The 25,537-nt window shown below is 55.1% G+C and carries 27 protein-coding genes; 23 read left to right on the forward strand and 4 right to left on the reverse strand.

Annotated elements, in window-relative coordinates:
• The first annotated feature begins 17 nt into the window (after positions 1-17).
• Both EHN13_RS20150 and EHN13_RS20155 read left to right on the forward strand, forming a co-directional pair.
• Positions 18-683 carry a 7-cyano-7-deazaguanine/7-aminomethyl-7-deazaguanine transporter gene (locus EHN13_RS20150; protein WP_003837818.1) on the forward strand — a complete coding sequence of 222 codons (666 nt, stop codon included), beginning with the start codon at positions 18-20 and terminating at the stop codon, positions 681-683.
• A 72-nt stretch (positions 684-755) separates the two neighbouring features.
• Positions 756-1,313, forward strand: coding sequence for a DcrB family lipoprotein (locus EHN13_RS20155; protein ID WP_003837816.1), 558 nt, complete (start codon positions 756-758; stop codon positions 1,311-1,313).
• Between the two features lie 3 nt (positions 1,314-1,316).
• Here the strand turns inward: EHN13_RS20155 and EHN13_RS20160 are convergent, their stop codons facing one another.
• Complete coding sequence (locus EHN13_RS20160; protein WP_124021972.1) at positions 1,317-2,534, reverse strand: MFS transporter; 1,218 nt, start codon at positions 2,532-2,534, stop codon at positions 1,317-1,319.
• A 133-nt stretch (positions 2,535-2,667) separates the two neighbouring features.
• Between EHN13_RS20160 and EHN13_RS20165 the strand changes: the two genes are divergently transcribed.
• The 21 genes from EHN13_RS20165 (at position 2,668) to nikR (ending at position 20,290) form a co-directional block, all read left to right on the forward strand.
• Positions 2,668-3,714 (forward strand): AI-2E family transporter, encoded by a 1,047-nt coding sequence (locus EHN13_RS20165; RefSeq protein WP_048213592.1) that lies wholly within the window; start codon positions 2,668-2,670, stop codon positions 3,712-3,714.
• Positions 3,715-4,185: 471 nt separating this feature from the next.
• Positions 4,186-4,563, forward strand: a complete 378-nt coding sequence (locus EHN13_RS20170; protein WP_122973906.1) for a hypothetical protein — start codon at positions 4,186-4,188, stop codon at positions 4,561-4,563.
• 68 nt (positions 4,564-4,631) lie between these two features.
• Complete coding sequence (locus EHN13_RS20175; protein WP_040231691.1) at positions 4,632-5,693, forward strand: class I SAM-dependent methyltransferase; 1,062 nt, start codon at positions 4,632-4,634, stop codon at positions 5,691-5,693.
• Between the two features lie 40 nt (positions 5,694-5,733).
• Complete coding sequence (locus tag EHN13_RS20180) at positions 5,734-6,456, forward strand: beta-ketoacyl synthase chain length factor (protein ID WP_048213594.1); 723 nt, start codon at positions 5,734-5,736, stop codon at positions 6,454-6,456.
• Positions 6,453-7,268 carry a lysophospholipid acyltransferase family protein gene (locus EHN13_RS20185; RefSeq protein ID WP_048213595.1) on the forward strand — a complete coding sequence of 272 codons (816 nt, stop codon included), beginning with the start codon at positions 6,453-6,455 and terminating at the stop codon, positions 7,266-7,268. Before EHN13_RS20180 ends, EHN13_RS20185 begins: the two co-directional genes overlap by 4 nt.
• Positions 7,249-7,506, forward strand: coding sequence for a phosphopantetheine-binding protein (locus EHN13_RS20190; RefSeq protein WP_048213596.1), 258 nt, complete (start codon positions 7,249-7,251; stop codon positions 7,504-7,506). The genes EHN13_RS20185 and EHN13_RS20190 overlap by 20 nt, the downstream gene beginning before the upstream one ends.
• Before the next feature lie 12 nt (positions 7,507-7,518).
• Positions 7,519-7,770, forward strand: coding sequence for an acyl carrier protein (locus EHN13_RS20195; protein ID WP_005121566.1), 252 nt, complete (start codon positions 7,519-7,521; stop codon positions 7,768-7,770).
• A gap of 6 nt (positions 7,771-7,776) precedes the next feature.
• Positions 7,777-8,358 (forward strand): COG4648 family protein, encoded by a 582-nt coding sequence (locus EHN13_RS20200; RefSeq protein ID WP_048213597.1) that lies wholly within the window; start codon positions 7,777-7,779, stop codon positions 8,356-8,358.
• The gene (locus tag EHN13_RS20205) at positions 8,355-9,716 is read left to right on the forward strand and encodes an AMP-binding protein (protein WP_115642731.1); all 1,362 of its coding nucleotides are present in this window, start codon (positions 8,355-8,357) and stop codon (positions 9,714-9,716) included. The genes EHN13_RS20200 and EHN13_RS20205 overlap by 4 nt, the downstream gene beginning before the upstream one ends.
• Entirely contained in the window at positions 9,703-10,056 is a 354-nt protein-coding gene (locus EHN13_RS20210) for an ApeI family dehydratase (protein ID WP_061068761.1), read from the forward strand. Before EHN13_RS20205 ends, EHN13_RS20210 begins: the two co-directional genes overlap by 14 nt.
• The gene (locus EHN13_RS20215) at positions 10,047-11,738 is read left to right on the forward strand and encodes a glycosyltransferase family 2 protein (RefSeq protein WP_124021973.1); all 1,692 of its coding nucleotides are present in this window, start codon (positions 10,047-10,049) and stop codon (positions 11,736-11,738) included. Before EHN13_RS20210 ends, EHN13_RS20215 begins: the two co-directional genes overlap by 10 nt.
• 3 nt (positions 11,739-11,741) lie before the next feature.
• Positions 11,742-12,164, forward strand: a complete 423-nt coding sequence (locus tag EHN13_RS20220) for an acyl-CoA thioesterase (RefSeq protein ID WP_048213601.1) — start codon at positions 11,742-11,744, stop codon at positions 12,162-12,164.
• Positions 12,161-12,766 (forward strand): LolA family protein, encoded by a 606-nt coding sequence (locus tag EHN13_RS20225; RefSeq protein WP_115642729.1) that lies wholly within the window; start codon positions 12,161-12,163, stop codon positions 12,764-12,766. The genes EHN13_RS20220 and EHN13_RS20225 overlap by 4 nt, the downstream gene beginning before the upstream one ends.
• Positions 12,735-15,053 (forward strand): MMPL family transporter, encoded by a 2,319-nt coding sequence (locus EHN13_RS20230; RefSeq protein ID WP_115642728.1) that lies wholly within the window; start codon positions 12,735-12,737, stop codon positions 15,051-15,053. Before EHN13_RS20225 ends, EHN13_RS20230 begins: the two co-directional genes overlap by 32 nt.
• Positions 15,050-15,661, forward strand: coding sequence for a DUF3261 domain-containing protein (locus EHN13_RS20235; protein ID WP_370686669.1), 612 nt, complete (start codon positions 15,050-15,052; stop codon positions 15,659-15,661). Before EHN13_RS20230 ends, EHN13_RS20235 begins: the two co-directional genes overlap by 4 nt.
• Position 15,662: 1 nt before the next feature.
• The gene (locus EHN13_RS20240) at positions 15,663-16,832 is read left to right on the forward strand and encodes a beta-ketoacyl-[acyl-carrier-protein] synthase family protein (RefSeq protein ID WP_124021974.1); all 1,170 of its coding nucleotides are present in this window, start codon (positions 15,663-15,665) and stop codon (positions 16,830-16,832) included.
• Positions 16,829-17,305, forward strand: a complete 477-nt coding sequence (locus EHN13_RS20245; RefSeq protein ID WP_048213605.1) for a hotdog family protein — start codon at positions 16,829-16,831, stop codon at positions 17,303-17,305. The genes EHN13_RS20240 and EHN13_RS20245 overlap by 4 nt, the downstream gene beginning before the upstream one ends.
• Entirely contained in the window at positions 17,302-18,033 is a 732-nt protein-coding gene (locus tag EHN13_RS20250) for a 3-ketoacyl-ACP reductase FabG2 (RefSeq protein ID WP_048213606.1), read from the forward strand. The genes EHN13_RS20245 and EHN13_RS20250 overlap by 4 nt, the downstream gene beginning before the upstream one ends.
• Positions 18,030-19,259 carry a beta-ketoacyl-ACP synthase gene (locus EHN13_RS20255; RefSeq protein ID WP_048213607.1) on the forward strand — a complete coding sequence of 410 codons (1,230 nt, stop codon included), beginning with the start codon at positions 18,030-18,032 and terminating at the stop codon, positions 19,257-19,259. The genes EHN13_RS20250 and EHN13_RS20255 overlap by 4 nt, the downstream gene beginning before the upstream one ends.
• A 1-nt stretch (position 19,260) precedes the next feature.
• A complete protein-coding gene (acpT, locus tag EHN13_RS20260; protein WP_048213608.1) occupies positions 19,261-19,839 on the forward strand; it encodes a 4'-phosphopantetheinyl transferase AcpT in 579 nt (192 codons plus the stop codon).
• Between the two features lie 49 nt (positions 19,840-19,888).
• The gene (gene nikR, locus EHN13_RS20265; RefSeq protein ID WP_005121550.1) at positions 19,889-20,290 is read left to right on the forward strand and encodes a nickel-responsive transcriptional regulator NikR; all 402 of its coding nucleotides are present in this window, start codon (positions 19,889-19,891) and stop codon (positions 20,288-20,290) included.
• Between the two features lie 97 nt (positions 20,291-20,387).
• Here nikR and EHN13_RS20270 read toward each other — a convergent pair whose 3' ends face one another.
• The 3 genes from EHN13_RS20270 to EHN13_RS20280 are packed head-to-tail and all read right to left on the reverse strand — an operon-like array spanning position 20,388 to position 25,323.
• A complete protein-coding gene (locus tag EHN13_RS20270; RefSeq protein ID WP_048213609.1) occupies positions 20,388-21,512 on the reverse strand; it encodes an ABC transporter permease in 1,125 nt (374 codons plus the stop codon).
• A complete protein-coding gene (rbbA, locus tag EHN13_RS20275) occupies positions 21,512-24,259 on the reverse strand; it encodes a ribosome-associated ATPase/putative transporter RbbA (RefSeq protein ID WP_124021975.1) in 2,748 nt (915 codons plus the stop codon). The genes EHN13_RS20270 and rbbA overlap by 1 nt, the downstream gene beginning before the upstream one ends.
• On the reverse strand, positions 24,256-25,323 hold the full coding sequence (locus EHN13_RS20280) for an HlyD family secretion protein (RefSeq protein WP_061068770.1): 1,068 nt from the start codon (positions 25,321-25,323) through the stop codon (positions 24,256-24,258). Before EHN13_RS20280 ends, rbbA begins: the two co-directional genes overlap by 4 nt.
• Between the last annotated feature and the right edge of the window lie 214 nt (positions 25,324-25,537).

Here is a 25,537-nt window from a genome sequence, read left to right on the forward strand (position 1 = left end):
AACAAAAAGGTCACAATATGACTCCGTTTACACAAACTCAGCGCGTAAAAGCGTTGTTCTGGCTATCGCTATTTCATCTGCTGGTGATCACCTCCAGCAACTATCTGGTGCAGCTTCCAATCTCCATTTTTGGTTTCCATACCACATGGGGCGCGTTTAGCTTTCCGTTTATTTTCCTCGCCACCGACCTGACCGTGCGTATTTTTGGCGCGCCGTTGGCACGACGCATCATCTTTGCGGTGATGATCCCCGCGCTGCTGATCTCCTATGTCGTTTCATCCCTGTTTTATATGGGATCATGGCAGGGATTTGGCGCACTGCTGCACTTTAACCTGTTTGTCGCCCGTATCGCCGCCGCCAGCTTTATGGCTTACGCGCTGGGACAAATTCTGGATGTGCATGTCTTTAACCGCCTGCGTCAGAACCGTCGCTGGTGGCTGGCGCCAACGGCTTCCACGCTGTTTGGCAACATCAGCGATACGTTAGCCTTCTTCTTTATCGCCTTCTGGCGCAGCCCGGATGCCTTTATGGCCGAGCACTGGATGGAAATCGCACTGGTCGATTACTGTTTCAAGGTGCTGATCAGCATTATTTTCTTCCTGCCGATGTACGGCGTGCTGCTGAATATGTTGCTGAAAAGGCTGGCAGATAAATCCGAAATCGCTGCATTGCAGACGAGTTAAAGGTTCATTTTCCGAGTTGTGATAAGATGGACGAATGAGCCGTTATGGCCGTTTATCGAAAGGAAGAAGTCAATGCGCAATCTGGTTAAATATGTCGGTATTGGCCTGCTGGTTATGGGGCTTGCAGCCTGTGATAATAGCGATACAAAAGCGCCAGCCGAGGGTGCTGCCGCAGAAAGTAGCGCCAGCGGACAACCGGTCAGCCTGCTGGACGGCAAACTCAGTTTTTCCCTGCCAGCGGATATGACCGATCAGAGCGGCAAGCTGGGCACCCAGGCGAACAATATGCACGTCTATTCTGACGCAACCGGCCAGAAAGCGGTGATTGTGATTGTTGGCGACAACACCAACGAAGACCTGGCCGTGCTGGCAAAACGTCTGGAAGATCAGCAGCGTAGCCGTGACCCGCAGCTGCAGGTCGTCACCAATAAATCCATTGAGCTGAAAGGCCACACGCTGCAGCAGTTAGACAGCATCATCTCGGCTAAAGGCCAGACCGCTTACTCTTCTGTGGTGTTGGGCAAAGTGGATAACCAACTGCTGACCCTGCAAATCACGCTGCCTGCTGACGATCAGCAAAAGGCGCAGACTACCGCAGAAAACATCATTAACACGCTGGTTATCCAGTAACGGTTAAGACGATGACGCGGCCTCCGGTGACACCACCTGAGGCCGTTTTTTTAACCGCCAGGTCAGCAATAACGCCACCGCCACCAGCCCTGCCGCCGCCAGATAGATAACCGGCACGCCCGCCCACGTCATTACCAACCCAGCCAGCGGCCCGGTAACCCCCAGCGATAAATCCATAAACACCGTGTAGGTCGCCAGCGCAGCGCCCTGATTTTGCTGCGGGACGGCTTTTACCGCTACCACGCCCAGCGCCGGGAAAACCAGTGAAAACCCAGCCCCGGCCAGCAGAACGCCGATTTTCGCCATCCACGGCATGGAAGCCATCCCGACCAGTAGCAGCCCGACAATCTCGACGCTAAAGCAGATCATCGCCACATTCAGCCCGCCTAAACGGTTGATACCATTTGGGAACAACAGACGAGTGCCGACAAACGTGCAGCTAAATAGCGTCAGCGCGAAAGCCGCGCCGTCCCAGCCTTTAGCGTCGTAAAACAGGGTAATAAACGTGGCGATCACCCCAAAGCCGGCCGAGGCCAGCGCCAGCGCCATGCCGTACAACCAGACGCGTCCGAGCACCGCGCGAAACGGCAACGGTTTGCCTTTGCTGGCCTTTACCGCCGGACGAGGGAGCGCCAGCAATATTGCCACCAGCGCCACGCCCATCACGGTCAGCGCCAGCCCCTGTAAGCCCCCCCAGGCATAAAACAGAACGCCCAGCGGCGCGCCTATCGCCATCGCGCCATAGGTCACGATGCCATTCCAGGAAATCACCCGTCCAATGTGCATTGAGCCAACTACCCCCACACCCCACAGCGTAGAGCCAGTTCCGGCAAAGCTTTGCCCGATCCCAAGGATCACGCGACCCAGGCATAGCAGCAGCAGACTGGCCAACGGCCAGCCGTTCGTTGAGCCCGCCAGTAAATAGCCCAGACCACTTAAAAAACAGCCGCACAGTCCGAATACCACAATCTTTTTCGGCCCCAGCAAATCGGCATAGCGACCGGCATGCGGACGGCTCAGCAGCGTAGCGAAATATTGCAGGCTGATGACCAGTCCAGCCCAAAAGGCGCTGAATCCCATCACATCATGGACGTAGCCCGGCAATACCGCGAGCGGCAGGCCGATGGTCAGATAGCTGGCGAAGTTAAACATCACCACGGAGACAATGCGCAGATTAAGGCGTAAACCGCTCAGCGTCGGTTCAGCGACGGGTTCGGGCATGGAGGGTCACCACATATTCACAACAGTGTTTCATTTCTACCATGTTGCAGCCCAGAAATCAGTAACCAGATTAGGAATATCGGCAGCAAGCCAGCCGCTACACTTAATGCAAAAATGCACACAGGAAGAAGACATGACAACCATTCAGCCTGACAAAACAGGTTTGCACATTTTACTTAAACTGGCCGCGCTGGTGGTGATCCTCGCCGGTATTCATGCCGCGGCGGATATCATTGTGCAACTGCTGCTGGCTCTCTTTTTTGCCATTGTGTTGAATCCGCTGGTCACCTGGTTTATTCGCCGGGGAGTACGTCGCCCGGTTGCCATTACGCTCGTAGTGGTGGTCATGCTGTTCGTCCTCACGGCACTGATCGGCGTTCTGGCGTCTTCGATCACGGAATTCATGGCTATGCTACCCAAATACAATAAGGAGCTGACGCGCAAAGTCCTGTATCTGCAAGAGATGGTGCCCTTTCTGAATTTGCATATGTCGCCAGAGCGCATCCTGCAACGTATCGATTCCGATAAACTCATGACCTTCACCACCACGCTGATGACCAGCCTTTCTGGCGCCATGGCCAGCGTCGTTCTGCTGGTGATGACGGTCGTCTTTATGCTGTTTGAGGTGCGCCATGTTCCTTATAAGCTGCGCTTTGCGCTGAACAACCCACAAATCCATATTGCGGGGCTGCATCGGGCGCTCAAGGGCGTATCTCACTATCTGGCACTGAAAACGTTGCTCAGCCTATGGACTGGCGCTATCGTCTGGCTGGGACTGGCGCTGATGGGGATTCAGTTTGCTCTGATGTGGGGCGTGCTGGCCTTCCTGCTCAATTATGTGCCCAATATAGGCTCGGTTATTTCCGCCGTGCCGCCCATGATTCAGGCGCTGCTGTTCAACGGCATTTACGAATGCGTACTGGTCGGCGCGCTGTTTCTGGTGGTGCATATGGTGATTGGCAATATCCTCGAGCCGCGCATGATGGGGCATCGCCTGGGATTATCGACGCTAATCGTCTTCCTCTCTCTGCTGGTATGGGGATGGCTGCTCGGCCCGGTAGGCATGCTGCTCTCTGTGCCGTTAACCAGCGTGTGTAAAATCTGGATGGAAACCACCACCGGTGGCAGCAAACTGGCCATTTTGCTGGGTCCCGGCAGACCCAAAAGTCGGCTACCCTGAAAAACTACCAACCGAGGTAGTTTTTATCTTTTTATATGCCCGTTAAACTGATATCCATACAGGTATATATCGCAATTTATCTTAAATAAAGAGTGAAAAGGATTTCATTTTTTAATAAAGAAAATACATAAGTCAACGTATGGATGTCTTTGCCAAACCACATAAGAATAATGAATCCCCCCACAGCATTTAACTCAAACTATCTGCCTATATTTAAAGGTTATTTTATTTGATACGTTTTATCTAAAAATCTATACTTCTCGCCGATGATTACGCTGAAAAATTTCCGTTGAAGAAAGTCACCGAATATTACCATCCGGCAACCTCATCGCCTTGCTATCGGACACGTGAAATAAAATGCTGATTTAGCTTAAACAAAATCACGGGAGCTGCAGGGTGATCATTATTTCGAAGCTTATTATTAAACACGTATAAACAGTACTTTGAGAGGGAGTTTTAATGAAACAGTATATTAAGTGGTTTGCGGCCATTGCCGTTGTCGGTGCGCTGGCGGGATGTGCACGTACTGCGCCGATCGATCAAGTTCACACCAGCGTAAGCGCGGGGCACACTCAGGATCAGGTTAAAACCGCCATTCTGAAAGCGGGCATTCAACGCCAATGGGTCATGTCTGAAGCCGGTCCTGGTGTCATTAAAGCACGCCAACAAACCCGAGATCATGTGGCTGAAGTCCGTATCACCTATACCGCCACCAGCTATGACATTAAATACGACAGCAGCCTTAACCTGCAGGCTTCTGGTGGAAAAATTCATAAAAACTACAACCGCTGGGTACGCAATCTGGATAAAGACATCCAGCTCAATCTGTCAGCCGGTGCCAATCTGTAATTACGCCTAAAGTCGGGCCGAAAAGGCCCGATACTCTTACTCTCTGCCATTTAACAGGTTGTCCCCACATGTACGAACAGGATTCGCTTAGCGCACTGGATGCCATTACTGAAGCACAACGTATCGCCTTTGCCCCTATGCTTTTTCAAACCGCGTTGTGTCTGCGAAATGCGGGAGTACTCACCTGGCTGGACAAGCAAGGTAAACGCGGCGCCACGCTCGACGAAATTACCGAAAACAGCACCATCAACGAATATGCCGCCAGCATCCTGTTGGATATGGGGTTAAGTGGGCGAATTATTACCCACAAAGAAGGATATTATTACCTCGCTAAAGTCGGCCACTTCCTTTTACATGACACGATGACGCGTGTGAATATGGATTTCACCCAGGATGTTTGTTATCAGGGACTGTTCTATCTGGAGAATGCGCTGAAAGAAGGGAAGCCCGCGGGATTAAAAATTTTTGGCGACTGGCCAACAATCTATCCTGCACTGTCGCAATTACCCCTGGCTGCGCGTGAAAGTTGGTTCGCTTTCGATCATTACTATTCAGATGGCGCATTTGATGCCGCATTGCCATATGTATTCGCCAGCGCCCCTGCAACCCTGTACGATGTCGGCGGAAATACCGGGAAATGGGCATTACGTTGTTGTCAACATGATGACAATATTGCAGTCACTCTATTAGATTTGCCGCAACAAATTGCACTTGCCCGCGAAAATATCGAAAATACGGGATTATCCCATCGCATAAATTTCCATGCTGTGGATATGCTTAGCGACTCGCCTTTACCCGCAGAGGCAGATATCTGGTGGATGAGCCAATTTCTGGACTGTTTTTCCCCGGAACAAATTATCGCCATTCTGAGCAACATTGCTCGGGTGATGAAACCGGGCGCGAAGCTGTGCATTATGGAACTGTTTTGGGATGCCCAAAAATTTGAAGCGGCCTCATTTAGCCTGAATGCGTCTTCGCTTTATTTTACCTGTATGGCGAATGGCAACAGCCGCTTCTACAGCGTAGAGAAGTTTTATCACTATCTGAATCAGGCAGGTTTTCAGGTAGATGAACGCCACGACAACTTAGGTGTTGGGCATACTTTATTGATATGTCAGAAGAAAAAATAAGAAACAATCGGAACAACCGATTTACCGCGGATACGCGTTGATGAAATTTGCTTTCAACATTATCGACTGGCAGGCCAAGGCGCCAGGATTAAGCGAAACAGAACAGTGGCATGAATGGTCACGGTTTTCGCACGCCATCGATCCCACCGCGCCATTGGCTAAACTCAGCGAGTTACCGATGATGACGGCTCGCCGCCTCAGCTCCGGTAGCAAACTGGCCGTTGATTGCGGGCTGGCGATGCTACGCCGTCATGATATCGATGCCGTGTTGTACACCAGCCGCCATGGTGAGCTGGAGCGTAACTACAGGATCCTGCACGCCCTGGCGACTGAGCAGGCTCTCTCACCAACCGATTTCGCCCTCTCTGTGCATAATTCTGCCGTGGGAAACCTGACCATCGCCGCGAAAAAGCCGATTGTCTCCTCCTCGCTTTCCGCTGGCAGGGATACGTTCCAGCAGGGGCTATGCGAAGTCATCGGGCTGTTGCAGGCGGGATATCAGCGCGTATTGATGGTCGATTTCGACGGTTTTCTGCCCGAGTTTTATCATCCACAGTTGCCGCCTGATATGCCGACATGGCCGTTTGCCGTCGCGCTGGTTATTGAATCCGGTGATCGCTGGCAATGCGAAACCCGTCCACACTGCGCGCAAGGTGAGACACCATTGCCACAAAGCCTGTTGTTTTTACAACATTATTTGCAAGATACCGCGGCGTTTACCCTCCCAGGCGAGCGCGTACAGTGGCAGTGGAGTCAGGGATGAACACGATTTTCCTGCGGCTTAATTGGGTATGGCGACTGGTGATGACCGGTTTTTGCTTTGCCCTGTTTGGCCTCGGCGGACTGCTCCTTTCTACTGTCTGGTTTAACGTATTGCTCATCGCAGTATGGGATAAAGCCCGACGTCGGCGTATCGCCAGACGCAGCATTGCTGCCAGTTTTCGCCTCTTTTTAACGGTGGCGAAGCGACTTGGCGTGCTGGATTACCAGATTGCAGGACGAGACATTTTACGCAACGAACAAGGGTGCCTGGTCGTCGCCAATCATCCGACGCTCATCGACTACGTGCTACTGGCCTCGGTCATGCCAGAAACCGACTGTCTGGTGAAAAGCGCATTACTAAAAAACCCGTTTCTTGGCGGCGTGGTCCGGGCAGCAGATTATCTGATTAACAGTCAGGCTGATGCGCTGTTACCCGCGTGCCAGCAACGTCTGGAACAAGGCGATACCATTTTAATTTTCCCCGAGGGAACCCGTACACGCCCCGGAGAGGAAATGACGTTACAGCGTGGTGCGGCGAATATCGCCGTACGCTGCAGCAGCGATTTACGCATCGTAACCATAAACTGCAGCGAACAAATGCTGGATAAAGAAAGCAAATGGTACGACGTCCCATCGATAAAGCCCATGTTTACCGTTTCAGTACACGAACGGGTTAAGATCGACCAATTTTACGACGCAAATTCACAAGAACCGGCGCTGGCCGCAAGGCAGTTGAACCGGCATCTTTTGCTTCAATTACAACCAGGTACTTTACCTCTTTCAGGAATTAATGATGCAAGCGCTTTATCTTGAAATCAAAAATCTCATTATAACGACATTGAATCTCGACGAACTGACAGCTGACGATATTGATACCGAAGCGGCACTCTTTGGCGATGGATTAGGTCTGGACTCAATCGACGCCCTGGAGCTTGGGCTGGCGGTAAAAAACGAGTATGGCGTGGTCCTCTCAGCAGAGAGCGAAGAAATGCGCCAGCACTTCTTCTCCGTCGCCACGCTGGCATCGTTCATTCACGCGCAACGTGCCTGAGGATAGTCCGTTATGACCGAACAAAAAGCCATTTACGAAGAAGTCTCATCACTGCTGGTCAAGCTGTTTGAAGTCGACCCGCAGGACATTAAGCCTGAGGCGCGCCTGTACGAAGATCTGGAACTCGACAGCATCGACGCCGTCGACATGATCGTGCATCTGCAAAAGAAAACCGGTAAGAAAATTAAACCGGAAGAGTTTAAAGCAGTACGCACCGTACAAGATGTCGTCGACGCGGTAGAACGCCTTCTCAAAGAAGCGTAATTCACCGTGTCGGGCACTCGCTCGCTGCCAGTCGTACAACTGCTAACAGGCCTACTGTTGTTGGCCTGGCCGTTTTTGATCTGGTTTGGCCTTGCGCATAACAGTCTGCACTGGTTGCTACCGTTGATGGCGCTACTCCTTTTTTTACGCTTTCGCCAGACCCGGCGACAGGCGGGGCCGTTGCGCGTTGTAACACAGGTCGTGGCGGTTGCGGGTATCACGTTGTGCATTGCCAGTTATCTGCTCAAAACACATCAGTTGCTGCTGTTTTATCCGGTAGTGGTAAACGCCGTGATGCTGTCGGTTTTTGGCGGATCGCTTTGGTCCGCGATGCCCATTGTTGAACGCCTGGCGCGGCTGCGCGACCCAAATCTGCCCGAGGCAGGAGTACGCTACACACGCCGTGTGACACAAATCTGGTGCGCCTTTTTCATCATCAACGGCAGCGTTGCGCTCTTTACCGCACTGAATGGCGATATGACCCTGTGGACGACCTGGAACGGTATGGTTTCCTATTTACTGATGGGAACATTGATGGCCGGCGAGTGGTTAGTTCGCCAACTGGTGATAAAACGAGATACCCAATGAAGCAGCCCCTCACACTTGCGCAATGGCTCTGTGACCCACGCCCGAACGACGTCCCTGTTGCGTGGCAGGAAGAGCATACCTGGACGCTGGGTCATCTGCGCCATGATGTGGCCCAGTTGATAACATACCTGCAGCAGCAGGAAGGTGAGCGCTGGGCATTGTGCTTCGAGAACAGCTATTTATTTATCGTCGCGCTGCTGGCCACGCTACATGCTGGCAAAACGCCGGTGATCCCAGGGCATTGTCGCGTTTCGTTGTTAAACGAGCAGCACAGGCTGTTTGACGGCGTACTGAGCGATAAAACGCTGGAGTGGCAGGGAACGCTACGGGTGGTCAGTTCTGCCATGACATCCGTGACCCACGACATCACGTTTCCGGCAATATGCAGCGACGCCTTTGTGGAGTTGTTCACTTCCGGTTCGACCGGCCAGCCGAAACGCGTGATCAAACCGATCGCTCGCCTGGATAGCGAAGCGGCATTGCTCGCGACGCGCTTTGCCGATCGTCTCGCAGGTTGCCGGGTGGTCGCGTCAGTGGTTCCGCAACATCTGTATGGTCTGACGTTTCGTATCTTCTTGCCAATGGCCTTAGGTCTGCCGCTGCACGCGGCAATGCTATGGTATGCCGAACAACTGGCGGCGCTGAGCCATGAGCATCGGTATGCGTTTATCAGCAGTCCGGCGTTTCTGAAACGCCTCGACCACCATCTGGCACCGCCGCCGGTCGAACTGATTCTGTCTGCGGGCGGTATGCTGCCCTGGCAGGACGTCGCACAGGCTGCTGACTGGCTGAATGTCTGGCCCGATGAGATCTACGGCAGCACTGAAACCGGGATCCTTGCGTGGCGTTATCGCCATCAAGATGATGTGGCATGGCTGCCTTTTCCCGGCGTCAGATTTCAGCCAGAAAATGACGCGTTTCGTGTATTTTCACCGCTAATTACCGCTGATGATGGCCTGTTGCTGGATGATATTCTGCAATTTACCGAAAATGGTCAGTTTCGCCTGATGGGCAGGCGCGGGCGAGTCGTCAAGATTGAAGAGAAACGCATTTCACTCAGCGAAGTGGAGCAACGCTTGCTGGCACTGGACGGTATACGTGATGTCGCGGCATTGCCGGTCTCACGCGGGGGACGCCAGGGCGTTGGCGTCCTGCTGGTACTGGATGACAAAACCCACCAACGCTGGCTCGCATGCGGAGGAAAACAGCAAGAACTGACCTGGCGACGTTCGCTGTTGCCCTGGCTGGAGCCGGTCGCCGTTCCCCGCTACTGGCGGGTGATTGATGAGATTCCGGTCAACAGTATGAACAAGCGTGTCTATGCGCAATTACAGGAGTTATTTCATGAAACCCCATGAAATCGAGCGCCATCAGGCACAGCCTCAACAGGCTGAGATTGTTTTACATCTCGACCCTTCGCTGTTTTGGTTCAGCGGGCATTTTGCCGTGCAGCCACTACTGCCAGGCGTTGCACAGCTGGATTGGGCGATGCATTACGCCACCACGTTGCTGGTCCCTGGCTGGCGTTTTCACAGTATTCAGAACGTGAAGTTCCAGTCACCGCTATTGCCTGGAACCACCATCACCCTGAGTCTGAGCTGGCAGGAAGAACGTCAGATGCTCTCTTTTAGTTATCAGCGCCACGACGGTGAAGCGCGCCATACCGCCAGCAGCGGGAAGATTCGGTTATGTCGCTGACGTTTTCCCCGTGCGTGTTGATCCCTTGCTATAACCACGGCGCAATGATGTCGGGCGTATTGGATCGTCTTCAGCCATTCAATCTCCCCTGCATTGTGGTGGACGATGGCAGCGACAAGACCACACAAGATGAACTGGCACGCCTGGCGGCAGAATACAGCAATCTGACGTTAATTCGCCTGCCGGTCAACGCAGGCAAAGGCGCGGCGGTGATTAGCGGAATTCAGGCGGCGGCAGATGCCGGGTTCAGTCATGCCGTGCAGGTCGATGCCGACGGTCAGCATGCCATTGAAGATATTCCCAGGCTGCTTGCATTGGCAAAAGAACATCCGGCAGCGCTCATTTCCGGGCAACCGATTTACGATGATTCTGTCCCTCGCTCGCGCCTGTACGGACGCTGGGTAACCCACATCTGGGTGTGGATAGAAACGCTTTCGTTGCAGCTAAAAGACAGCATGTGCGGCTTCCGGGTGTATCCGGTGGCACCAACACGGCAGCTGGCACAGCGCGTGACGCTCGGCAAACGAATGGATTTTGATACCGAAGTGATGGTGCGTCTCTACTGGCAAGGCAACCCCAGCTATTTTATCCCCACACGAGTCATCTATCCGCAGGACGGGCTATCCCATTTTGACGCGCTCAAAGACAATCTGCGCATTTCATTAATGCACACTCGCCTGTTTTTTGGCATGTTGCCACGCATCCCCTCCCTGCTTTTTCGTCGTTCATCAACACACTGGGCGCAGCAGCAGGAAGTCAAAGGGCTGTGGGGAATGCGTCTGATGTTGCTGGTCTGGCGTTTACTGGGTCGCAAAGCCTTCTCCCTGCTACTGTATCCGGTAGTCGGCATTTACTGGCTCACCGCATCAACTGCCCGAAAAGCCTCTCAGAGCTGGATTCGCCGCGTACGGGCGCAACTGATCGCACGCCGGATGCCAGTACCGTCAAACCTGATCAGTTATCAGCATTTCCTGCGTTTTGGCGGCGCGATGCTGGATAAAATTGCCAGCTGGCGCGGTGAACTGCACCTCGGCCGCGATGTTGTTTTTGCACCAGGCGCAGAAGAGACGCTAAATGTCAGCGACCCGCGAGGAAAACTGCTGCTGGCCTCACATTTGGGCGATGTCGAAGCCTGTCGGGCACTCGCCCAGCTACAGGGCAGTAAAACAATCAATGCGCTGGTATTTAGCGATAACGCCCAACGCTTTAAAAAAATTATGGAAGAGATGGCCCCGCAGGCCGGGTTAAACCTGCTACCGGTGAACGATATTGGCCCGGATACCGCCATTCTGCTCAAAGAGAAACTGGATCGTGGCGAATGGATCGCCATCGTTGGCGATCGCATCGCAGTCACTACCCAACGTGGCGGCGAATGGCGTGTCTGCTGGAGCCGCTTTATGGGGCAAGTTGCGCCCTTCCCACAGGGCCCGTTCATTCTTGCGTCTATTTTACGCTGTCCGGTGGATCTGATTTTCGCCCTGCGCCAGCAGGAGAAACTACGCATCCACTGCGAACCATTTGCTGACCCTCTGCTCTTGCCGCGTGCCACCCGACAACAGGCATTACAGAATACCGTCGATCGCTACGCCGAACGCCTTGAGCACTATGCACTTCAGTCGCCACTCGACTGGTTTAACTTTTTCGATTTCTGGCAGTTGCCGGACACCAAAGACAAGGAGTAAAGGGTGCTTAACGATCCCCGCTTTACGGCTGAAGTCGAGCTGACTATTCCGTTTCACGACGTCGATATGATGGGTGTAGCGTGGCATGGCAACTACTTCCGCTATTTCGAGATTGCCCGCGAGGCACTGCTGAACCAATTCAATTACGGTTATCGGCAGATGAAAGCGTCCGGCTATTTGTGGCCCGTGGTCGACACCCGGGTGAAGTATCGCAACGCCCTGACTTTCGAGCAGCGTATCCGTGTGCGTGCCCGTATTAAAGAGTTCGAAAATCGCCTGCGTATCGACTACGACATTTTCGATGCTGAAACAGGAAAACGCGCCACAACGGGCTATACCATCCAGGTCGCCGTGGACGAAAAAAGCCGTGAGCTGTGCTTTGTCAGCCCGGATATTTTGTTTGAACGAATGGGAGTGACGCCATGAAATTATGGCCATTGTTGGTGCTGCTCATCAGCCCTTTTGTCAGCGCCCTGACGCTTGATGACCTGCAACAGCGTTTTACCGAACAGCCGGTCGTTCGCGCCCATTTCGATCAAACCCGGACGATAAAAGATCTGCCGCAGCCGCTGCGGTCTCAGGGCAAAATGCTGATCGCCCGTGACCAGGGTCTGTTGTGGGACCAAACCGCGCCGTTCCCGATGCAACTGTTGCTTGATGATAAGCGGATGGTTCAGGTGATTAACGGTCAGCCACCGCAGACCATCACCGCCGAAAACAACCCGCAAATGTTCCAGTTCAATCATCTGCTACGTGCATTATTCCAGGCGGATCGTAAGGTGCTGGAGCAAAACTTCCGCGTGACCTTTACCGACGTAGGGGAGGGGCGCTGGATGTTACGCCTGACGCCAATCACCACGCCACTGGATAAGATTTTCGCGACGATTGATTTAGCTGGCAAGACCTACCTGGAGAGCATTCAGCTCAATGACAAGCAGGGCGATCGCACCGATATCGCGCTTTCCCAACACCAACTGACGCCAGCGCAACTGACCGATGATGAACGCCAACGCTTTGCCGCCCAGTAAACGTCCCGCGCTGTTATGGGGGCTCGCCTGCCTGATTATGCTGGGCGTCTTGTTGACGCTACTCCCGCAGGCCAGGCTCAATAGCAGCGTGCTGGCCATGCTGCCAAAACAGGCAATGGGCGACATTCCCCCGAGCCTGAACGAAGGCTTTATGCAGCGCCTCGACCGGCAACTGGTCTGGCTGGTGAGTCCCGGTAAGCAACCGGACCCGTCGGCGGCGCAAGACTGGCTGACGCTGCTGCAAAAATCGCACGCGCTGGCCCAGGTGAAAGGCCCGATGGACACCGACAGCCAGCAGGCATGGGGGGCTTTCTTCTGGAAACACCGTAACGGCCTGATAGATAACGATACCCGCGCTCGTCTGCAAAACGGCGGCGAAGCCCAGGCCCAGTGGATCCTGTCCCAGCTTTACTCCGCATTCTCCGGTGTCAGCGGCAAAGAGTTGCAAAACGATCCCCTCATGCTGATGCGCGGCTCGCAGTTGGCCATGGCCAAAAATGGCCAGCGTTTACGCCTGATGGACGGCTGGCTGGTCACTCAGGACGAGCAAGGCAACTACTGGTATCTGTTACATGGCGAGCTGACCGGCTCATCGTTTGATATGCAACAGACGCACCAATTGGTCACCACGCTGAATACGCTGGAAGGTGAGTTCAAAGCCCACTATCCGCAGGCACAATTACTGTCTCGCGGAACGCTGTTCTACAGCGATTACGCCAGCCAGCAGGCGAAACAGGATATCTCGACCCTCGGCATAGCGACCGTGATCGGGGTGATCCTGCTCATCGTGGCCGTGTTTCGTTCGCTGCGTCCGCTGCTGCTGTGCCTGATTTCAATTGGTATTGGCGCGCTGGCGGGAACCGTCGTCACGTTGCTGATTTTTGGCGAACTCCATCTGATGACGCTGGTGATGAGCATGAGCATCATCGGTATTTCCGCCGACTATACGCTCTACTATTTGACCGAGCGGATGGTGCACGGTGCAGAAACATCGCCATGGCAAAGCCTTGCCAAAGTACGCAATGCCCTGCTCCTGGCACTGCTCACTACCGTGGCGGCTTATCTGATTATGATGCTGGCCCCCTTCCCCGGTATTCGCCAGATGGCGGTATTCGCGGCGGTGGGTCTGAGTGCCTCGTGCCTGACGGTCATTTTCTGGCATCCATGGTTGTGTCACAGGTTACCGGTGCGCCCGGTTCCGGCAATGGTACTCATGCTACGCTGGCTTGCCGCCTGGCGGCGGAATAAGAAATTATCCGTTGGCCTACCGGTGGTGCTCGCGTTGTTCTCGTTGGCAGGCATGGCGACGCTACGCGTAGACGATGATATCTCCCAGTTACAGGCGCTGCCGCAGGACATTCTCGCTCAGGAAAAAGCAATTACCGCCCTGACCGGGCAAAGCGTTGACCAGAAGTGGTTTGTCGTGTACGGCAAATCTGCTCAACAAACGCTGGAGCGACTGGAAGCCTTTACTCCCGCGCTGGAAGAGGCAAAAAAAGACGGATTACTCAGCGGATATCGCACTATTCCGTTAAATTCGCTCGCCCGGCAGCAGCAGGATCTCACCCTGTTAAAAGATGCCGCGCCCGCCGTCACAAAAGCCTTAAACAGCGCCGGGCTGACAACGGTGAAACCCGATCTTAGCGCCATGCCGGTCACCGTCGATGCCTGGCTTTCCAGCCCGGCCAGTGAAGGCTGGCGCTTACTGTGGCTGTCGCTGGCAGACGGTGAAAGCAGCGTGCTGGTTCCCGTTGAAGGAGTGAAACAAAGTGATGCTTTAAACACGCTCAGCACAAAATATTCCGGCGTTGCGTGGGTGGATCGTAAGAGCAGCTTTGACACTCTGTTTGCGCTGTATCGCCATATTCTGACGGGCTTGCTATGCGTTGCGCTGGCAGTAATTGCCTGTGGCGCCGTCATTCGACTTGGCTGGCGTAAAGGCTTTATTAGCCTGGTCCCCTCGGTGCTGTCTTTAGGTTGTGGTCTGGCGGTACTGGCTCTGAGTGGGCACGCGCTCAACCTGTTCTCGCTGCTGGCACTGGTGCTGGTGCTGGGGATTGGCATTAACTACACGCTGTTTTTCAGTAATCCACGCGGTACGCCACTGACGTCGCTACTGGCTATCACACTGGCGATGATGACTACGCTCCTGACGCTCGGCATGCTGGTCTTTAGTGCCACTCAGGCAATCAGCAGTTTTGGCATTGTATTGGTGAGCGGTATTTTCACTGCATTTTTGCTGTCACCGCTGGCGATGCCAACGAAAAGAGAGAAGAAAAAAAGATGATGTTATCGACATTTTTTGCCGGGTGGCGGATTCGCCTTATCAGGCCGTTAATGATAGCGCTCGCCGCACTGATTCTTGCCGGTTGCAGCCACACACAGCCGGAACAGCAAGGCCGCCCGCAAGCCTGGTTAGAGCCGGGAACACGTGTGACGCTACCTGCTCCGGGGATTTCTCCCGCGGTGAATTCACAACAGCTGCTGACCGGAAGTTTTAACGGCAAAACGCAGTCGCTGTTGGTCATGCTTAATGCTGATGATAAGAAAATCACACTGGCCGGGTTGTCATCAGTTGGCATTCGCCTGTTCCTCGTGACTTACGATGGAAAAGGATTGCACACCGAACAATCGATCATCGTTCCGCAACTGCCGCCCGCAAGCCAGGTGCTGGCTGACGTGATGCTTAGTCATTGGCCAATTAGCGCCTGGCAACCGCAATTACCTCAAGGCTGGACGCTCGTCGATACGGGCGATACACGTGAACTGCGCAATAGCCGCGGCAAACTGGTCACGGAAATCACGTATCTGAATCGCAAAGGAAAACGCGAACCGATCAGCATTGAGCAGCACGTATTTAAATACCACATCACCATTCAATACCTGGGTGACTGAGATGATCTACATTTCTGCCGTTGGCATGATTAACGCGTTGGGCAATAACACCGATGAAATCGCCGCCAACCTCACACGTGGCATAGCGCCGGGAATGCGTCCGCGCGCGAACTGGCTACAAGGACATCCACCCGCCGTATTAGCAGGTGTAGACGGTGATCTGCCCGCGATCCCTCAGCAATTTAGCGCACATCGTTCGCGCAATAACCAGCTACTGCTGGCTGCACTGGCACAAATCCAGCCACAGGTAGACGACGCTATCGCCCGGTTTGGCCGCGATCGTATTGCTGTCGTTCTCGGCACCAGCACCTCCGGTCTGAATGAAGGTGACGTTCACGTTGATCTGATGCTCAACGACAAAGAGAGCACCGACTGGCGCTACCCGCAGCAGGAACTGGGCGATCCATCGCGTTTTCTTAGCCACTGGCTGGCGCTGGATGGCCCGGCCTTTACGCTCTCAACCGCCTGCTCGTCCAGTGCACGGGCTATCATGAGCGGGCGTCGCTTAATCGAATCTGGTCTGGTGGATATTGCCATTGTCGGGGGTGCCGATACGCTAAGTCGGATGCCCATCAACGGTTTCCACAGTCTGGAATCGCTCTCCCCAACGCGATGTCAGCCGTTTGGCCGCGACCGCAGTGGGATCACCATCGGCGAAGGCGCCGCATTGATGGTATTAACCCGCGAGCCACAGCCCATTGCGCTGCTGGGTGTCGGCGAATCCAGCGATGCATACCATATTTCGGCTCCCCACCCGCAGGGAGAAGGTGCCATTCGCGCCATAGGCCAGGCACTTAACGACGCAGGAATGACACCGGAACACGTGGGCTATATCAATCTGCACGGAACGGCCACTCCGCTCAACGATCAGATTGAGTCCAACGTCGTAAGCACGCTATTTGGCGACACGGTCCCATGCAGTTCAACCAAACACCTGACCGGGCACACGCTGGGCGCGGCGGGGATCACCGAAGCAGCAATCAGTATGCTGATTCTGCAACGCAACCTGCCCCTGCCACCGCAGGATTTTAGCCAGTCGCCGCGCGATGAAACATTGCCACCCTGCGGCATCATTGAACAACCGCAGCCGCTGACTCGCCCGGTAATCTTATCTAACTCGTTCGCCTTCGGCGGTAATAATGCCAGCATCCTGCTCGGGAGAATCTCATGAGCCACTATTTATCACCGGGCGATTATTTACCGCATGACGCGCCGATGCTGCTCCTTGAAGAGGTCGTCAGTGTGGCGGACGAAACCGCCACCTGCCACGTGACGGTATCGGCAAACAGCGTACTGGCCCCTTTCCTCGACCCCGATGGCAATCTGCCCGGCTGGTTCGCACTGGAATTAATGGCGCAGACCATTGGCGTCTGGTCTGGCTGGCACCGACAGCAACACGGTCAGGCGAGTATTGCATTAGGTATGGTGCTGGGCGCACGCGAGTTAGTCTGTGCTGCGGGTGTTCTGCCTGCCGGAAAGCGGCTGAGCATTCATGTCAAATTGCTGATGCAGGATGCACGATTCGGTAGCTTTGAATGCGTCATTCAGGCAGACAACAAGACGCTGGCAACCGGTCGCGTCAACACCTTCCAGCCGACAACAGAAGAAATTAACACGCTATTTCAACAAGGAGCGTCCACATGAGTCGTTCAGTTTTAGTTACGGGTGCCAGCAAAGGTATCGGTCGCGCCATCGCCAGACAACTGGCGGCAGACGGCTTTGTGGTCGGCGTGCACTATCATCGCGATGCACAAGGTGCACAAGACACGCTGGAGGCTATCCTCGCCGCTGGCGGCGCAGGGCGTCTGTTGACGTTTGACGTTGCCAATCGCGAGCAATGCCGTGAAGTACTGGAGCACGATATTGAGGTTAACGGCGCATGGTACGGCATTGTCAGCAACGCCGGGGTAACGCGTGATGCCGCCTTCCCTGCGCTCAGCGATAACGACTGGGATGCGGTGATCCACACTAACCTCGACAGCTTTTACAACGTCATTCATCCGTGCATTATGCCGATGATTAGCGCACGCCAGGGGGGGCGTATCATCACACTGTCTTCGGTATCCGGCGTGATGGGCAACCGCGGTCAGGTTAATTACAGTGCAGCAAAAGCCGGTATTATTGGCGCCACCAAAGCGCTGGCCATCGAACTGGCAAAACGCAAAATTACCGTAAACTGTATTGCACCAGGACTGATTGATACCGGGATGATCGAGATGGAAGAAGCCGCATTGAAAGAGGCGATGTCGATGATCCCCATGAAACGGATAGGTCAGGCTGAAGAAGTGGCCGGGCTTGCCAGTTATTTAATGTCGGATGTGGCGGGCTATGTCACTCGCCAGGTGATTTCCATCAATGGAGGGATGTTATGACACGTCGTGTCGTGATTACAGGCATGGGCGGCGTCACCGCCTTTGGGGAAAACTGGCAGGATGTCTCAGCCAGGCTATTGGCGTATGAAAATGCGGTACGCAAAATGCCGGAGTGGCAGGTTTATGACGGACTGCACACGCTGTTGGGTGCGCCGATCGATAACTTCACTCTGCCGGAACACTATACCCGCAAGCGCATTCGCGCCATGGGTCGCGTGTCGCTGATGTCCACTCGCGCATCAGAACTGGCGTTAGAACAAGCCGGACTGATTGGCGATCGGGTACTGACCAACGGTGAAACCGGAATAGCATACGGTTCCTCCACAGGCAGCACCGGGCCGGTGAGTGAGTTCGCGACCATGCTGACCGAGAAGCACACCAATAACATCACCGGCACGACCTACGTGCAAATGATGCCGCACACCACGGCTGTTAACACTGGATTGTTTTTCGGCCTGCGTGGGCGAGTCATCCCGACATCCAGCGCCTGCACCTCCGGTAGCCAGGCAATTGGTTACGCATGGGAAGCCATCCGACACGGTTATCAAACGGTGATGGTTGCCGGCGGTGCAGAAGAACTGTGCCCTTCCGAAGCCGCCGTATTTGATACGCTGTTCGCCACCAGCCAGCGCAACGACGAACCGAAAACCACCCCCTCCCCATTCGATGAAAAACGCGATGGTCTGGTCATCGGGGAAGGTGCTGGTACGCTGGTGCTGGAAGAGTTGGAACACGCTAAAGCGCGCGGAGCAACGATTTACGGTGAAATCGTCGGCTTTGCCACTAACTGCGATGCTGCCCATATCACCCAGCCACAGCGTGAGACAATGCAGATTTGCATGGAAAAATCGCTGAGCATGGCCGGTATTAGCGCCCGGGATATCGGCTATATTTCAGCGCACGGTACCGCTACCGATCGTGGCGATATTGCAGAAAGTCAGGCGACTGCCGCAATTTATGGTGATAATGTGCCGCTATCCTCGCTTAAAAGCTATTTTGGGCATACCCTTGGCGCTTGTGGCGCACTGGAGGCCTGGATGAGTCTGCAAATGATGCGTGAAGGCTGGTTTGCGCCTACGCTGAATTTGAGTCAGCCAGATGCCAATTGTGGCGCGCTGGATTACATTATGGGTGAAGCCCGCAAGATTGATTGCGAGTTTTTGCAGAGCAATAACTTTGCGTTTGGCGGCATCAATACTTCTATCATCATCAAACGTTGGCCGTGATATGTACCGGATCGTTCTAGGGAAAGTTTCTGATTTAAGCACCGGCGTGCTGCCTCATGCGCTCTATGAGCAGGCACCGCAGGGTGCTCGCCGCGCACGCTGGTTGGCTGGCCGCGTGCTGCTTTCCCATGCCCTTTCCCCATTGCCTGATATCGTCTACGGCGAGCAAGGAAAACCGGCCTTTTCGGCCGACACGCCGCTGTGGTTCAATCTTAGCCACAGCGGTGATGACATTGCTCTGCTGCTTAGCGACGAAGGGGAAGTGGGCTGCGATATTGAAGTCGTGCGCCCGCGCGAAAACTGGAAGACGCTGGCGAATACGGTGTTCAGTCTTGGGGAACATGCCGAAATCGAAGCAGAACATCCGGAACACCAACTGGCGGCTTTCTGGCGCATCTGGACGCGCAAAGAAGCCATCGTTAAGCAGCGTGGCGGCAGCGCCTGGCAAATTGTCAGCGTCGATAGCACTACACTGACATCCTCGCTCTCCGTTAGCCAGTGCCAGCTCGAAACCCTGAGTCTGGCCGTGTGCACGCCAACGCCATTTACCCTGACAGCCGACGCCGTGCAGAGGCTGTAACTCCCGCATTCCCTGTGCGCCGACGCGCGACATGAAAGGTTAACTGCAGATGCAACGAGTCACCATTACTCTCGATGACGATTTACTGGAAACGCTGGATAGCCTGAGCCAGCGCCGTGGTTACAACAACCGTTCTGAAGCGATTCGCGATATTTTGCGTGGTGCGCTGGCGCAGGAAACGACCCAGGAGCATGGCACTCAGGGCTTCGCGGTACTCTCGTATGTTTATGAACATGAGAAGCGTGATTTGGCCAGCCGCATTGTTTCGACGCAGCACCATCACCATGATTTATCGGTCGCTACGCTACACGTTCACATCAACCATGACGACTGCCTGGAAATCGCCGTACTAAAAGGCGACATGGGCGATGTTCAGCATTTTGCCGATGATGTGATTTCCCAGCGCGGAGTGCGCCACGGTCATTTGCAGTGCCTGCCGAAAGAAGAGTAATTACCTGTTTCGTTGCCGGGGGCGCTTCGCTTACCCGGCCTACACCCGTTCTCGTTTGTAGGCCGGATAAGGCGTAGCCGCCATCCGGCAATAATGTTCACGCCATCGTGCCAATCGTCTTTCTAAAGCGCAGCAGCGCTATCAGGAAGAACGCACTGCCAATCGCCAGCAACGTCAGAAACTGCGGCCAGACGATGCCGAACCCTGCGCCACGATAAAGAATCGCCTGCGCCAGGCTGACAAAGTGGGTGGTCGGCATCGTCAGCATGATGTCCTGTACGGCCTGCGGCATGCTTTCACGCGGCGTAGAGCCGCCGGAGAGCATCTGTAACGGCAACAGCACCAGAATCATCAGCAATCCCAGTTGCGGCATGGAGCGCGCCAGCGTGCCCATAAAAATACCGATCGAGGTGGTCGCGAACAGGCTCAGCGCCACGCCCAGCATAAACAGCGGTATCGAACCTTCAATGGGTACGCCAAGCACACCTTTTACCATCAGCATCAGCGACAGACCGGAAACCACCAGCACCACCAGCCCCATCGACCAGATTTTTGCCATCATGATCTCAAACGGCGTTACCGGCATCACCAGCAGATGCTCAATGGTCCCGTGCTCACGTTCGCGAATTAGCGCCGAGCCGGTAAGCACAATCGCCAGCATGGTAATGTTGTTGATGATTGCCATCACCGCGCCAAAACGGGCAGGTTCCAGATTGGGGTTAAAGCGCATGCGCATTTCCAGCGCCACCGGCGGCTCACTGTTGTCACGGTAACGCGCCACAAAGCTGTTCACTTCGCCGCTGATGATATTCTGGATATAACTGTTGCCGGTAAAGGCCTGGCTCATCCGCGTGGCATCGACGTTAACCTGAATATCCGGCTGTCTTCCTGCCAGCACATCGCGCTGAAAATCAGGCGGAATGTTCACGGCGAAGGTGTAGCGTCCGGCATCCAGCCCGGCATCCATCTCATCGGCGGTGATCATCTCCGGCGGTAAAAACCACGGGCGATAAAAGCTGTTCACAATCCGATTCGACAGCTGTGACTGGTCCATATCGGCAATAGCAATCGGCGCCAGATGCAGCGAACCCGGCAGGACGGTCGCGGAAGAATAAACCGAAATCGTGAAGGCAAAGACGATCAGCGTCAGCATCGCTTTGTCGCCCAGCAGGCTGCGTAACTCTTTGATGCCGAGGTTATAAATATTGCGTAATCGGCGCATCACCCCTCCTGTTTTTTCAGCAGTAATACGCTCAGACCGATCACCACCGGAATGGCGATTGCCAGCGGCATAAACAGCTGCCAGAGATCCGTCAGATCCAACGCTTTAGAGAACGTTCCACGCGCAATGGTCAAAAAATGACTGGTCGGGTAGATTTCGCCAATCCAGCGGCCCGGCCCTTCGAGCGAGGCGACCGGATCGATCATCCCGGAAAACTGCGTCGCCGGGATAAGCGTGATAATCGCCGTACCAAAAATGGCGGCGATCTGGCTTTTCATAAACGTGGAGATTAACAGCCCCAGCCCGGTGGCAATGGTGACGTACAGCAGCGCGGCCAGCGTCAGGGTCATAAAGCTGCCCTTATGCGGCACGCCGAACACAAACACCGACAGCGCGCACAGCAGCAGAAAGTTCAGCATGCCCAGCACGATGTAAGGCAACTGTTTGCCGAGCAAAAACTCACTGCGGGTCGTGGGCGTGACGTACAGGTTGATAATCGATCCGAGCTCTTTCTCGCGCACTACGCTGAGTGCGCTGAGCATGGAAGGGATCATCATCAACAGCAGTGGGATAACCGCCGGAACAATCGCCGGCAGACTCTTTACATCCGGGTTGTAACGATAGCGAGTTTCAATGGTCATCAGCCCGTTTTGCCCACTGGCATTGGGCTGACGCGCCATCACATCCTGCAGCCAGGTCTGGTGCATCGCCTGCACGTAACCTCTGACCGTTTCAGCGCGGCTCGGCATTGCGCCATCGACCCAGACGCCAATCTTCACCGGCGTGCCACGCGCGATATCGCGGCCAAAGTTTGGCGGGATCTCTATTGCTACCGCCACTTCACCCGAACGCATTCGCTTGTCCAGCTCGTCATAACTGGTGAGCGGCGGCTGTTCGATAAAATAGCGCGATCCCGCCAGATTCAGCGTCCACGCCTGGCTGCTGACTGTCTGGTCACGATCGAGCACCGAAAAACGCAGGTTTTCCACGTCCATGCTGATGCCGTAGCCCATGATCAGCATCAGGATCACCGTCCCCATCAGCGCCAGCGTTGAACGCACCGGGTCCCGCCGCAGCTCCAGCGCTTCACGGCGGCTGTAGCTGAACAAGCGCCGCAGGCTAAAGCCCTGCCGCGGCGGCTGACTGTTTTCATGCGCTATCGGAACATTGGCTGGCGCTAACTGAGCTTCCGGTGCCGGGCCTGCCGCTTCCTGTAACCAGGAGATAAACGCCTCTTCCAGGCTGGCGGCACCACGCTGTTTCACCAGCTCCTGCGGCGTGCCGCTGGCGAGTACTTTTCCGGCGTGCATCAGCGACATACGGTCGCAGCGCTCCGCTTCATTCATAAAGTGGGTGGAGATAAAAATGGTGACTTTATCCTGACGCGACAGATCGACCATCAGTTGCCAGAACATGTCCCTCGCCACCGGATCGACCCCGGAGGTCGGCTCATCAAGAATGAGCATTTCAGGGCGATGGATCACCGCCACCGCCAGCGACAGGCGTTGACGGATCCCCAACGGCAGCGCACCGGGCAACGTGTCTTCGACATCGGTCAGCGAAAAGCGCTCGCTCATCTCTTGTACCCGCCCGGGGATTTCCGCTTCGGGGATATGGAACAGTCGCGCGTGTAGCTCAAGGTTTTGCCGCACGGTCAGCTCGCTGTAGAGCGAAAACGCCTGCGACATATAGCCTACCCGGCGGCGGGTATCGATATTCTTCGGGTCAACCGCTTGCCCAAACAGCCACGCCTCACCTTCGCTTGCGGGTAGCAGACCGGTGAGCATCTTCATGGTGGTGGATTTACCGCAGCCGTTGGAGCCGAGAAAGCCGAAGATCTCCCCGCGGGGAATACGAAAGTTAACGTGGTCAACGGCGACAAACTTGCCGAAGCGCATGGTCAGGTCTTTCGCCTCAATGGCAATCTCTTCCTGCTCAGCGTGATACGGCGGGATCACCACCGGTTTGTGCGCCTGACGCTGCGCTTCAGGTAACAACGCAATAAACGCCTGCTCCAGCGTGGCGCTGTTGGTTTGTTCGCGTAGCTGCTGGGCGCTCCCGGTGGCCAATACCTCCCCGGCGTTCATCGCCACCAGCCAGTCAAAGCGCTCGGCTTCTTCCATATAGGCGGTGGCGACCAGCACGCTCATATTGGTCTGACGCTGGCGAATGCTGTTAATCAGATCCCAGAACTGGGCGCGGGACAGCGGGTCTACCCCGGTGGTGGGTTCATCAAGAATGAGCAATTCCGGGTCGTGGATTAACGCGCAGCACAGCCCCAGCTTTTGCTTCATCCCACCCGAGAGTTTCCCGGCAGGACGATCGCGAAACGGTGCCAGGCCGGTGCTGTTCAGCAGCTCGGTAATCCGTTCTTCGCGCTCGGCTTTATCGTGCCCGAACAGCCGGGCAAAGAAGTCGACGTTCTCATACACCGACAGCGTGTGGTACAGGTTTTTACCCAGCCCTTGCGGCATCCAGGCAATACGCGGGCAGACATCACGACGATGCTTCGGGTCGCGCATATCGCCACCCAGCACCATCACGTTGCCCTGTTCAATCACCCGCGCACCGGAAATAAGCGACAGCAGGCTCGATTTTCCGACGCCATCCGGGCCAATCAGCCCCACCATGCAGCGGGCGGGGATATCCAGCGTGATATTGTTCAGCGCGACCGTTGTCCCGTAATGCTGACTCACGCCGTCAAGGTGCGCCACGGGAGGAACGGGAACCAGCGCCAGATGCGTCATTGCGGCAACCTCACCACCAGCTCGTCAGGCCAGGGGCGATTTTCATCCAGACGCACCCAGGCCATGCCCGGCAGACCGGTTTTCACGTACTCCAGATGCTGCTGCAACAGCTCTGGCGGAATACGCGCTTTGACGCGAAACATCAGCTTCAGCCGTTCATCACTGGTTTCGACCGTTTTCGGTGTGAACTGCGCGACGCTTGCCACAAAGCTGATGGTCGCAGGAATACGCAGATCCGGCGCGGCATCCAGCACCAGGCGAGCTTCACCGCCAATCTTCAATAAACCCGCCTGTTCGGTAGGTAAGAAGAATGTCATGTAGACATCGCTGAGATCGACCATATTCAGCACGCGCCCGCCCGCAGAAAGCACCTCGCCCGGTTCGGCGACACGGTACTGCACGCGACCATCGCGCGGGGCTTTCAGCTCGCTGTCATCGATATCTGCCGCAATGCGTCGTTCGGTGGCCTGCGCGGCTTCCACGCGGGTTTGCGCCTGAATAATGCTGGTACGGGCGGCTTCGATCGCGGCTTTTGCCGCAGAGACCTGCGCCCTTGCAGATTCCAGCGCCGCGCGCGCACTTTCTGCCGCAGCCCTGTCGTCATCCAGCTGTTGCTCAGACACCGCACCACGCTGGGATAGCGAACGGGAGCGAACGTGACGTTTAGAGACCGACTGCAGTTCCGCCTCGCGCTGTTTTACCACCGACTGCGCGGCGCGCATTTCACTTTGCCGTTGTTCCAGCAACGCCCGTGCCGCCGCAACCGCACTTTCCGCTTCTTTGATTTGCGCGACCGCTTCCAGCCGCTGCTCGTGCAGCACGCGGGTATCCATTTTCGCCAGCACCTCGCCCTGACGGACAAACTGCCCTTCCGACACGAGGATCGTATCAATACGTCCGGCAATTTTGGTGGCAATATCCACTTCAGTGGCTTCAATTCTGCCGTTGCTGGCGGCAAACCCTTCCGGTATCCCCGCAGGACGCAACATCCACCATGCTATTGCAGCAACCACCACCACAATACCCGCGCCCCACCACACCAGATGACGCTTAATCTTATCCATATTCGACCCGCCGTAATCCCTGTTATCAAACGATGCGTGTCACAAAACCCACTGAACTGCTATTCAGTGAGAGATTCCATCCGGGATGAGAAGGAATGATAAACGATGGCCAAAGAGCGGACAGGCGTTATAGCAACGCATACCGCGAAGGAAGTGAATGACGAAAATGCTGTGAAATCGGGTAGTAATGTTGTCATCATCAGCGTTCCTGGCC

This window comes from Citrobacter youngae (genome assembly GCF_003818115.1).
Taxonomy (GTDB): Bacteria; Pseudomonadota; Gammaproteobacteria; order Enterobacterales; family Enterobacteriaceae; genus Citrobacter; species Citrobacter youngae.

Bases quoted from the DNA above. Each gene is read 5' to 3' on its own strand.
- EHN13_RS20205 (WP_115642731.1), top strand. From the start codon at position 8,355: ATGAAGCAGCCCCTCACACTTGCGCAATGGCTCTGTGACCCACGCCCG.
- EHN13_RS20185 (WP_048213595.1), top strand. From the start codon at position 6,453: ATGAACACGATTTTCCTGCGGCTTAATTGGGTATGGCGACTGGTGATG.
- nikR (WP_005121550.1), top strand. From the start codon at position 19,889: ATGCAACGAGTCACCATTACTCTCGATGACGATTTACTGGAAACGCTG.
- EHN13_RS20225 (WP_115642729.1), top strand. From the start codon at position 12,161: ATGAAATTATGGCCATTGTTGGTGCTGCTCATCAGCCCTTTTGTCAGC.
- EHN13_RS20150 (WP_003837818.1), top strand. From the start codon at position 18: ATGACTCCGTTTACACAAACTCAGCGCGTAAAAGCGTTGTTCTGGCTA.
- EHN13_RS20175 (WP_040231691.1), top strand. From the start codon at position 4,632: ATGTACGAACAGGATTCGCTTAGCGCACTGGATGCCATTACTGAAGCA.
- EHN13_RS20210 (WP_061068761.1), top strand. From the start codon at position 9,703: ATGAAACCCCATGAAATCGAGCGCCATCAGGCACAGCCTCAACAGGCT.
- EHN13_RS20190 (WP_048213596.1), top strand. From the start codon at position 7,249: ATGCAAGCGCTTTATCTTGAAATCAAAAATCTCATTATAACGACATTG.
- EHN13_RS20245 (WP_048213605.1), top strand. From the start codon at position 16,829: ATGAGCCACTATTTATCACCGGGCGATTATTTACCGCATGACGCGCCG.
- rbbA (WP_124021975.1), bottom strand. From the start codon at position 24,259: ATGACGCATCTGGCGCTGGTTCCCGTTCCTCCCGTGGCGCACCTTGAC.
- EHN13_RS20240 (WP_124021974.1), top strand. From the start codon at position 15,663: ATGATCTACATTTCTGCCGTTGGCATGATTAACGCGTTGGGCAATAAC.
- EHN13_RS20230 (WP_115642728.1), top strand. From the start codon at position 12,735: ATGATGAACGCCAACGCTTTGCCGCCCAGTAAACGTCCCGCGCTGTTA.
- EHN13_RS20165 (WP_048213592.1), top strand. From the start codon at position 2,668: ATGACAACCATTCAGCCTGACAAAACAGGTTTGCACATTTTACTTAAA.
- EHN13_RS20180 (WP_048213594.1), top strand. From the start codon at position 5,734: ATGAAATTTGCTTTCAACATTATCGACTGGCAGGCCAAGGCGCCAGGA.
- EHN13_RS20280 (WP_061068770.1), bottom strand. From the start codon at position 25,323: ATGGATAAGATTAAGCGTCATCTGGTGTGGTGGGGCGCGGGTATTGTG.
- EHN13_RS20215 (WP_124021973.1), top strand. From the start codon at position 10,047: ATGTCGCTGACGTTTTCCCCGTGCGTGTTGATCCCTTGCTATAACCAC.
- EHN13_RS20160 (WP_124021972.1), bottom strand. From the start codon at position 2,534: ATGCCCGAACCCGTCGCTGAACCGACGCTGAGCGGTTTACGCCTTAAT.
- acpT (WP_048213608.1), top strand. From the start codon at position 19,261: ATGTACCGGATCGTTCTAGGGAAAGTTTCTGATTTAAGCACCGGCGTG.
- EHN13_RS20255 (WP_048213607.1), top strand. From the start codon at position 18,030: ATGACACGTCGTGTCGTGATTACAGGCATGGGCGGCGTCACCGCCTTT.
- EHN13_RS20250 (WP_048213606.1), top strand. From the start codon at position 17,302: ATGAGTCGTTCAGTTTTAGTTACGGGTGCCAGCAAAGGTATCGGTCGC.
- EHN13_RS20195 (WP_005121566.1), top strand. From the start codon at position 7,519: ATGACCGAACAAAAAGCCATTTACGAAGAAGTCTCATCACTGCTGGTC.
- EHN13_RS20270 (WP_048213609.1), bottom strand. From the start codon at position 21,512: ATGCGCCGATTACGCAATATTTATAACCTCGGCATCAAAGAGTTACGC.
- EHN13_RS20235 (WP_370686669.1), top strand. From the start codon at position 15,050: ATGATGTTATCGACATTTTTTGCCGGGTGGCGGATTCGCCTTATCAGG.
- EHN13_RS20155 (WP_003837816.1), top strand. From the start codon at position 756: ATGCGCAATCTGGTTAAATATGTCGGTATTGGCCTGCTGGTTATGGGG.